12 protein-coding genes are annotated in these 8,776 nt (G+C 70.8%); 5 read left to right on the forward strand and 7 right to left on the reverse strand.

Annotation, left to right across the window (positions count from 1 at the left end):
- Positions 1-3: 3 nt before the first annotated feature.
- Complete coding sequence (locus KBX34_RS15195; RefSeq protein WP_210925514.1) at positions 4-657, reverse strand: NADPH-dependent F420 reductase; 654 nt, start codon at positions 655-657, stop codon at positions 4-6.
- A 459-nt stretch (positions 658-1,116) separates the two neighbouring features.
- On the opposite strand from KBX34_RS15195, the gene KBX34_RS15200 reads away from it, so the two are divergent.
- Complete coding sequence (locus KBX34_RS15200) at positions 1,117-1,695, forward strand: TetR/AcrR family transcriptional regulator (protein WP_112674345.1); 579 nt, start codon at positions 1,117-1,119, stop codon at positions 1,693-1,695.
- Between the two features lie 15 nt (positions 1,696-1,710).
- Here KBX34_RS15200 and KBX34_RS15205 read toward each other — a convergent pair whose 3' ends face one another.
- From KBX34_RS15205 to KBX34_RS15215, 3 genes are read right to left on the reverse strand one after another with little or no spacing between them, the layout of a single operon-like run.
- Positions 1,711-2,094, reverse strand: a complete 384-nt coding sequence (locus KBX34_RS15205; RefSeq protein ID WP_210791041.1) for a type II toxin-antitoxin system death-on-curing family toxin — start codon at positions 2,092-2,094, stop codon at positions 1,711-1,713.
- Positions 2,094-2,294 (reverse strand): CopG family transcriptional regulator, encoded by a 201-nt coding sequence (locus tag KBX34_RS15210; RefSeq protein WP_145790112.1) that lies wholly within the window; start codon positions 2,292-2,294, stop codon positions 2,094-2,096. Before KBX34_RS15210 ends, KBX34_RS15205 begins: the two co-directional genes overlap by 1 nt.
- A 35-nt stretch (positions 2,295-2,329) precedes the next feature.
- Positions 2,330-3,127, reverse strand: coding sequence for a hypothetical protein (locus KBX34_RS15215; RefSeq protein WP_210925521.1), 798 nt, complete (start codon positions 3,125-3,127; stop codon positions 2,330-2,332).
- Between the two features lie 80 nt (positions 3,128-3,207).
- Between KBX34_RS15215 and KBX34_RS15220 the strand changes: the two genes are divergently transcribed.
- Both KBX34_RS15220 and KBX34_RS15225 read left to right on the forward strand, forming a co-directional pair.
- Positions 3,208-4,152 (forward strand): Ppx/GppA phosphatase family protein, encoded by a 945-nt coding sequence (locus tag KBX34_RS15220; protein WP_088950351.1) that lies wholly within the window; start codon positions 3,208-3,210, stop codon positions 4,150-4,152.
- A 75-nt stretch (positions 4,153-4,227) separates the two neighbouring features.
- Positions 4,228-5,034, forward strand: a complete 807-nt coding sequence (locus tag KBX34_RS15225) for a sugar phosphate isomerase/epimerase (protein WP_088950350.1) — start codon at positions 4,228-4,230, stop codon at positions 5,032-5,034.
- Between the two features lie 30 nt (positions 5,035-5,064).
- Here KBX34_RS15225 and KBX34_RS15230 read toward each other — a convergent pair whose 3' ends face one another.
- From KBX34_RS15230 to KBX34_RS15240, 3 genes are read right to left on the reverse strand one after another with little or no spacing between them, the layout of a single operon-like run.
- On the reverse strand, positions 5,065-5,652 hold the full coding sequence (locus tag KBX34_RS15230; protein WP_088950349.1) for a CGNR zinc finger domain-containing protein: 588 nt from the start codon (positions 5,650-5,652) through the stop codon (positions 5,065-5,067).
- 19 nt (positions 5,653-5,671) lie between these two features.
- On the reverse strand, positions 5,672-6,838 hold the full coding sequence (locus KBX34_RS15235; protein WP_210791039.1) for a glutathionylspermidine synthase family protein: 1,167 nt from the start codon (positions 6,836-6,838) through the stop codon (positions 5,672-5,674).
- 1 nt (position 6,839) lies between these two features.
- Positions 6,840-7,112: a hypothetical protein gene (locus KBX34_RS15240; RefSeq protein WP_231927149.1), complete on the reverse strand. Its 273-nt coding sequence runs from the start codon at positions 7,110-7,112 to the stop codon at positions 6,840-6,842.
- Between the two features lie 149 nt (positions 7,113-7,261).
- Between KBX34_RS15240 and KBX34_RS15245 the strand changes: the two genes are divergently transcribed.
- Complete coding sequence (locus tag KBX34_RS15245; RefSeq protein WP_088950347.1) at positions 7,262-8,182, forward strand: proline dehydrogenase family protein; 921 nt, start codon at positions 7,262-7,264, stop codon at positions 8,180-8,182.
- Between the two features lie 105 nt (positions 8,183-8,287).
- The coding region (locus KBX34_RS15250) for an alpha/beta fold hydrolase (protein WP_210925516.1) at positions 8,288-8,776 on the forward strand (489 nt) is incomplete at its 3' end.

Raw genomic sequence — 8,776 nt, forward strand, 5'->3', positions numbered from 1 at the left:
CGGTCAGCGGACGAGCTTGAGGTTGAAGATGGCGGTGTCGAGCCGGCCGTAGAGCCGCAACCAGAGCGGCAGCAGCATCTCGGTGCCCCGCGCGGTGGAGAGGTCGCCGAGGTCGATCACGTCGGTGTGCCCGAAGCTGATGAGCAGCCCGGTGACGATTCGCTTGGCCTCCGCGTCGTCACCGGAGACGAAGACGCTGTGCTCGCCGTCGGCGAGCTGACGCGGATGCACCATCAGCTCGGCGGTCAGCGTGTTGAGCGACTTGACCACCAAGGTCTGTGGAAACTCGCGCTGGATGCGTTCGGCGAGGGAGTCGGTGTTGTGCACTGACAGGGTGGGCGGGAAGCCCGCGCCGAAGTCGAGCGGGTTGGCGATGTCGAGCAGCACCTTGCCGGCCAGGTTCGGTGCGCCGGCCGCTGTCAGCGCGGGGAGCGAGCCGTTGCCGTTTGTGGCGTTCACCACCAGCTCGGCGGCGCTGGCGGCTTCGGCCAGGGTGGCCAGGCCGATCTCGGGGTGCTGCGCTGACCAGGCGGCGTAATCGCCGGCCCGGGTGGCCGCGACATCGCGGGTGCCGATGGTGACCTGATGGCCCAACTCCGCGGTGCGAGCGGCGATCGCCTGCCCGACCGAGCCGGTTCCGAGAACTGCGATACGCATGTCGATCGATCCTCCGTCGGTGTGCCGGGTGGACTCGTGCTGAGTGTCGGCAGACTAACAGACAGGTCTGTCTACTGCTGCCCCGTGCAAAGCGTCGTGCGCGTCAAGGCCACGTGCCAGGGCGGGGCTGGGTGTGCCCTGCGCAACCTGTAGAGCTGCCCCAGATGTGGGGCGGGTCAGGCGTGTAGCTCCAGGCGGACTGGAATCGCGCTGCTCGCGCTACCTGCGCTGCCCGCCAAGCCGCCCGCTTTGAAGGGTCCGCCCCATATTTGGGGCAGCTCTACAGGGGGCGCGGGGGGTGCCCCGAGGACCGGACAGTGGACGCGCCAAAGGCGGAGGTCAGGCGACCCACGCCCAGGCGAGCCACGCCCAGGCGGTGCCGGCCGTTGACGCGGTGGGATTTGCAGACGGAACCGTCTGTAGGATCTGTGCCGCCACCAGCAGATCGAGGGAGTGCCGATGCCCGCGCCCCGCACCCCGGCCGGCTCGGCCCGGGACCGGATCCTGGACACCGCGTTCCGGCTGTTCTACGCGCACGGGCCGCGTGGCGTCGGGGTGGACACGGTGATCGCCGAGTCGGGCGTGGCGAAAGCGACGCTCTACAAGCACTTCCCGCGCAAGGACGATCTCGTGCTGGCGTACCTCGATCGGGTTGACCAGGCGTGGTTCGGCGCGTTGCGGGCGGCGGCCCGGGACGCCGGCGACGAGCCGCGCGACCAGTTGGTCGGAATGTTCGACGCGCTGGTCGGAGCCTGTCGCCGGGACGGTTACCACGGCTGCGCGTTCATCAACACCGCCGCCGAGTCACCTGCGGGCGGGCCGGTGCACGCCCGGACAGTCGAGCACAAGACCGTGGTCCGCGCCTGGGTGACTGAGTTGGCCCGGCAGGCCGGCGCTGCCGAACCGGAACTGCTCGCCCGGCAGCTCACCCTGTTGCTCGACGGCGGGCTCGCCAGCGGTGTGCTGGACGGCGACCCGGCTATCGCCGAGGCTGCTCGGCGTAGCGCCCGCACCCTGGTCGATGACGCCCTGCGCTGACCCGCCGCCGAGCGCTCAGAACAGCTTGCGCAGCGCGGCGGCGATCTCGGCCACCTCCGTCAGTCGGCTTTCCGTAACGCTGATGACCAGGTCGTACGCGATGTCCTGGTCGACCTCGTCGAGCTGAGCGATGGTGACGGCGTGATTCTGGAGCAGGAAGGTGATCGCCACGATCCAGCCGATCCGCTTGTTGCCGTCCACGAACGGGTGGTTGTTGACCAGTGAGTGCAGCAGTGCGGCCGCCTTGGTCCACAGGTCGGGGTAGGCGTCTTCCCCGAACACGCTCGTCTGCGGCCGGGCCACAGCCGACTCGACGAGGCCGGCGTCCCTGATCCCAACGCCGATCTTGCGGGCGATGCCCGCCACGTCAGCGAGCGTGGGGTAACGGATCTCCGTCATCACTCCGCCAAGCGAGCGAGCAGCGTGGCGTGACGCTCGATGATCTCGTCGGCGAGGTCGCCGAACTCCTTGGCGTTTCGCCGGGCCAGATAGTCGTCGATCGCGGTGACGACGACGGCGTGCATCGACCGTGCCTCTTCGTCCGCGACGAGACGGAGTCGCCGTTCACGGTCGTCGTCAAGTCGCAGCGTCATGGCCATGCCGAAAATGGTAGCAACTCTGCTACCAAGATCTGCTAAATCTGGTCGGCGGGGTGTGGGGCGACCATGCCCTGCTTCGTCCGGGCCGCGCACAGCTCGGCCAGCCGCTCGTAGGCGGCAGCGCCGATCAGCGCGGTCAGCTCCGGCCCGTACGACAGGTACATCGGCTCGGCGCCGACGTGCGCGTCTGTCGAGGAGGTGCACCACCAGTCCAGATCGTGCCCGCCGGCTCCCCAGCCCCGCCGGTCGAACTCGGACAGGGTGGAGACCAGCACCTTGGAGTTGTCGGGGCGCTTGACCCAGTCCTGATCGCGGCGGATCGGCAACTGCCAACAGACGTCCGGCTTGTATTCCAACGGGTGCACCCCGTCGCGCAACGCCTGGCCGTGCAGGGCGCAGCCACCGCCGCCGGCGAAGTCGGCGTCGTTGAGGAACACGCACGGGCCCTCGGCACCCTGGGTGGCGGTGCGGCGGGCCGGGTTCTTGCCGTCGATGGTGTCCTCGTCGCTCCAGTTCTTGAACCCGCGCCGGAAGTGCTGCCAGGTCTCCGGGGTGAGCCGCTTGACGGCGTTGCGGACCCGTTTCTCGTCGTCCGAGTCGGTGAAGAACGCCCCGTGCGAGCAGCAACCGTCGGAGGCCCGACCGGCGATGATGCCGTGGCAGCCCTTGCCGAAGATGCAGGTCCAGCGGGAGAGCAGCCAGGTCAGGTCGGCCCGGATCAGGTGCGTCTCGTCAGCCGGGTCGGCGAACTCGATCCACTCCCGGGGAAAATCCAGTGGCACCTCGCGACTGCGCGGATCGCCCGGGTCGTCCACCAGCACACGGAGCTCCATCGTCACCCGGCCCAGCGTACGCGCGGTGACGTCCGCAGGCCGGCGAGCCGCGCAAACGTGTTGCGCCTAGGGTCTTCACCATGCGACTGGGTGTCCTCGACGTTGGATCCAACACGGTGCACCTCCTCGTGGTTGACGCGCACCACGGCGCGCACCCGTGGCCGGCGCACTCCGAGAAGGTGGTGCTCCGGCTGGCCGAGCAGATCGGCCCCGACGGTGCGCTGACCGAGGCGGGCGCCGACGGGCTGGTCAAGGCCGTCGGCATGGCGAAGGCGGCGGCCGCCGGGCTGGAGGCCGACGACCTCATCGCGTTCGCCACGTCCGCGGTGCGCGATGCCACCAACGCGGCCGACGTGCTGGCCCGGGTCCGGGACGAGACCGGCGTACGGCTGGCGGTGCTCTCCGGCGCGGACGAGGCGCGGATGACGTTCCTGGCCGTGCGGCGGTGGTTCGGCTGGTCGGCTGGTCGGCTGCTGGTGCTGGACATCGGCGGTGGCTCCCTGGAGATCGCCGCCGGGATCGACGAGGACCCTGCCGCCGCGGTCTCGCTGCCGCTCGGCGCCGGCCGGCTGACCCGGGAGCGACTGCGGGTCGACCCGGCCAGCGCGGCCCCGCCGTCGGCGGAGGCCGTCGAGAAGCTCCGCGAGTACGTGGACGGCCGGCTGGACAAGGTGGTCGACCAGATGACCGAGGTCGGCTGGGATCGGACGGTGGCCACCTCGAAGACGTTCCGCACCCTGGCCCGACTGGCCGGGGCGGCACCGTCCGGTTCGGGGCTCTGGGTGCGTCGCAGCCTGACCCGCGCCGGGTTGCGGCAGGTCATCGGGTTCATTCGGCACATCCCACCGGCGCAGCTCATGGAGCTGGAGGGTGTCAGTGCGGGTCGGGCCCACCAGTTGCTGGCCGGCGCGGTGGTCGCCGAGGCGGTGATGCGTCGCCTGGATCTGGACTCGCTGGACATCTGTCCGTGGGCGCTGCGCGAGGGGGTCATCCTCCGTCGGCTGGATCAACTCGAACCGATCTGAGCGGGCTCCCGGTTTCGGTCGGTTTGCCGGCGCTCGTCACGATGTCCCGGGCGCTGCCGGGCTACGCTGGTTGATGTGACTTCCCGCGTTCCCGTGCTCCTGTCCAGCTCGTCGGTCTTTCCCGAGCCGACCGCGGCGGCGTTCCAACTGGCTGCGGCACTCGGCTACGACGGCGTCGAGGTGATGGTCTGGACCGACGTGGTCAGCCAGGACGTTGGCGCGCTGCGCGGCCTCTCGGAGCACTACGGCGTGCCGGTGCTCTCGGTGCACGCGCCCTGCCTGCTGGTCACCCAGCGGGTGTGGAGCCCGGACCCGTGGGAGCGGCTGCGCAAGGCCGCCGAGCTGGCCGAGACGCTGGAGGCGCCGACCGTCGTGGTGCACCCGCCGTTCACCTGGCAGCGGGACTACGCGCGCAACTTCACCGAGGGGTTGGCCACCGTCGGGGACCGGTTCCCCGGGCTGCGCTTCGCCGTGGAGAACATGTACCCGGTGCGGATGGCCGGTCGGCAGTTCGTCCCGTACGTCCCGGGTTGGGATCCCACCGACACCGGCTACCCGTCGTACACCCTGGATCTGTCGCACTGCGCGGCCTCGCACAGCGACCCGCTGGAGATGGCCGACCGGATGGGCGCCGGCCTGGCGCACGTGCACCTCGGCGACGGCACCGGTGAGGGCCGCGACGAGCACCTGGTGCCCGGTCGTGGCACCCAGCCGTGCGGTGAGCTGCTCTCCTCGCTGGCCGGGCGTGGCTTCACCGGGTCGGTGGCGGTGGAGGTCGCCACCCGGGGCGCGAAGAGCCGCGCGGTGCGCGAGGCCGACCTGCGCGCCGCGCTGGAGTTCGCCCGCCAGCACCTGACCGCGCCGTCACCTGTCGACGTCTGACCCGTCCGCCCGAACCGGGCGGTGGCAGTGTCAGCTGACCGGCGAGAGCGAGTCGACGCCGGCGGTCGGCTGCGCGGCGACCGTCACCTGCTCGCCGATTGCCGCCCGCTTGCGGGCCCGGTGCGCCGCCACGTGCGAACGGGTGGCGCACCGCTCCGAGCAGAACCGCCGGCAGCAGTTGGACGACGTGTCCAGGTAGACGTTGCCGCACCGCTCGTCGGCGCAGACCCCGAACCGGGCGCTGCCGTACTCGCAGAGCCAGACCGACAGCCCCCAGACCGCGCCGGCCAGGTATTCGGCACTGACCGAGGCGCCCCGGCTGGTGACGTGCATGTGCCAGTCGCTGGAGTCGTGCCCGGAGATGCGCGGCTGCACCGGAAACGCCTCCAGCAGCGCGTTCAGCTCGGTGACCGCCTGGCCGTCACGCCCGGAGGTGCCGTACTCGAAGACGTCGCGCAACCGCTTCTGGGCCCGTCGGAAAATCGCGACGTCCCGGTCCGCGACCTCGTCGCGCATCCAGGCGTTGTCGTCGGGGAAGAGGGCCCGCAGGTCGTCGAGGTCGTCCAGGCGGGCGTTGACCAGGTCAACACCGGTCCGGGCGTACGCGTCGAAGTTCACGCCCCCAACGGTAGACGACTCACGGGGTGCGCGGCGCGTCGATGTAGTGCGGCAGGAACCGCGCGTAGCCGTCGGTGATCAGGCTGGCGCTCTCCCGCACCCCCACCCCGGCCGATTCGCCGTCGACGATCCAACTGCCCAGCACCATCCGGTTGCCCTCGAACTGCGGCAGCGCCCGGAACTCCTGGTAGCACCAGCCCTCGTCGCCGTAGATCCCCGGGTTGGTGATCTCCTCGTCGGCGGTGACGATGCGCACCGAGCCACCCTCCCGGCCGAGCAGGGGCTTGGCCACGTACTCGGACATGCCGCGCGGCGAGTCGAGGTACGCCGGGAGCAGGTACTCGTGGTCCGGGTACAGCTCCCACAGGACGGCGAGCAGCGCCTTGTTGGACAGCAGCAGCTTCCAGGCCGGCTCGATCCAGGTGGTCGGGGTGCCCGGGGCCAGCGCCGCCGGCCCGTACGGCTCGGCCAGCATCCACTCCCACGGGTAGAGCTTGAAGCACGTGGTCACCGGAAGGTCGTCGGCGTCGACGAATCGCCGGCCGTCCCAGCCGATCTTCTGAATGGGGAGCAGCTCGACGTCGAGGCCGGCCTGTCGAGCGGTCTCGGCGAGGTAGCCGGCGGTCATGTGGTCCTCGCCGGACTCCTCCTCGTTCGACCAGAGCACGTGCACCCGGCGCTCGTGCAACCCGGCCCCGATCTTGGCCCAGGCGCCGACCAGCCGCTCGTGCAGGCTGTTCCACTGATCCAGCTCCGGCCGGGTCTCCTCCAGCCAGTACCACTGGATGATGCTCGCCTCGACCAGTGCGGTCGGGGTGTCCGCGTTGTATTCCAGCATCTTCGGTGGCCAGGTGCCGTCGTACGCCAGGTCGAAGCGCCCGTAGAGGGTGGGTGGCGCCTCGCGCAGTGACCGGGCCACCGCGTCGGCCGCCCACTCCGGGATGCCGAACTCGGCGTACCGGCGGTGGGTCACCACGTGCTCGGCGGCGGCCACGGACATCCGGTGCAGTTCCTCGGTGGCTTCCTCAAGGCGCAGCACCTCGTCCAGACCGAAGGCGTACGCGGCGGTCTCGTCCCAGTACGACATGATCCCGCCGTCCGGCAGCTCGGTGTCGACGTAGACCAGCCCCTGCTCCCGGATGGTGGTGTCCCAGTCGGGTCGGGGTGTGACCGTCACACGGCGCATGTCAGCCGCCGCAGGAGGCGAGGTGGGTGCCGAACCCGCCGCGATCGGGCAGAGCCGCGGTGGTCGGCTCCGGTGCGGCACGACCGGCGGCGGAATCGGGGACCCGCATCGCCAGCGCGACAGTGTCGCCGCCGCCGACAGGCCCGAGGGCGCAGTCGTCGTCATCGTCGTCGTCCGAGGTCATGTTGCAGCCGGAAAGGGCGAGCGCGAGAGCGGTGAGCGCGCCGAGCTGCACGGAGGCCGACCGGAGCCGGCGGCGGGGGCGTTGGTCCACGGCATCGTTGTAGCCGATCGGCGCCACCGCCGCCGTCCCGCCCCTGGGTCAGGAGGGATTTTGTTGTGGAACGGACCCTTCCCAGCATCCGGGCGGGCCGCACCGCCGCCCCTCGGCGGGGGCCCTGGCAGGGGCGTTACGCTCGGCTCATGCTCCGTTCCGTCATCCTCGCCGCCTCCCGGTCATCCCAGGTCGAGCGGCTCGTCGCGACTGCCCCGTACACCCGGGACGTCGTCCGCCGGTTCGTCGCCGGCGCTGCCACCGACGACGCGTTGCGCGCGACCCGCGGGCTCGTCGACGACGGTCTCGCGGTCACCCTCGACCATCTCGGTGAGGACACCGTCACCCCCGAGCAGGCCGTCGCCACCCGCGACGAATACCTGAAGCTGCTGAAGATGCTCGCCGCCGCGGGGCTGACCCCGGCCGCCGAGGTGAGTGTGAAGCTGTCCGCGCTCGGCCAGATGTTCGACGAGCAGTTGGCGTACGACAACGCGCGGGCGATCTGCGCGGCGGCCGACGCGGCGGGCACCACTGTCACGCTGGACATGGAGGACCACACCACCACCGACTCGACGCTGGAGGTGCTGGGCAGGCTGCGCAAGGACTTCCCGTCGACCGGCGCGGTGCTCCAGGCGTACCTGCGCCGCACCGAGTCGGACTGCCGGGAGCTGTCCTCGGCCGGGTCGCGGGTGCGGCTGTGCAAGGGCGCCTACAAGGAGCCGGAGTCGGTGGCGTACCAGTCGGCCCGTGAGGTGGACAAGTCGTACGTGCGCTGCATGAACATCCTGATGTCCGGCGACGGCTACCCGATGCTGGCCACCCACGACCCTCGGATGATCGCCATCGGTGAGGACCGGGCCCGGTGGTTCGACCGTGGGCCGGAGCGCTTCGAGTTCCAGATGCTCTACGGCATCCGCCCCGAGGAGCAGGCGCGCCTCGCGGGCGAGGGTTACACAGTGCGGACCTACGTCCCGTACGGCGACGAGTGGTACGGCTACCTGATGCGCCGGCTCGCCGAGCGCCCGGCCAACCTGGTCTTCTTCGGCCGCGCCCTGATCTCCAAGAAGTAACCCGACATCGGTCGACGGGCCGGCGGTCACCCCCCCGGGGTCGCCGCCGGCCCGTTTCGCGTGATCCGGGTGACGACCTTGACCAGGAGCCTTAGCTTCTGAGCTGTGACAAGTGGCCAGGTGCGGCGCGACGGCGGACACATCGCGTACGAGGCGCACGGGCAGGGCCCGCTGGTCGTCCTCGTGCACGGCATGGGGGAGAACCGGGCGAGCTTCCGGCATCTCACGCCACTGCTGGTGGCAGCCGGTTACCGGGTCGCCCAAGTCGACGTCCGGGGGCACGGGGAGTCCAGTGCCGGCTGGTCCACGTACGCACCGGCCGAGGTCGGCGCCGACCTGCTGGCCGTGGTCCGCGACCTCGATGCCGGGCCGGCCGTGCTGGTCGGGAGCTCGTCCGGCGCCGCGGCGGTGGTCTTCGCCGCCACCGACGCCCCTGAGCTGGTCTCCGGCATCGTGCAGATCGGCGCGTTCGTCGGTCAGCCGAAGCTCAACCCGCTGCTGCGGTTGACGCAGGCCGCAGTGCTGCGCAGCCCGCGACTGTTCGGGAGGTTCCACGACACGCTCTTCCCGGTGCACCGGCCCGCCGACGACGCC

Source organism: Micromonospora sp. M61, from assembly GCF_018070245.1.
Taxonomy (GTDB): Bacteria; Actinomycetota; Actinomycetes; order Mycobacteriales; family Micromonosporaceae; genus Micromonospora; species Micromonospora zamorensis.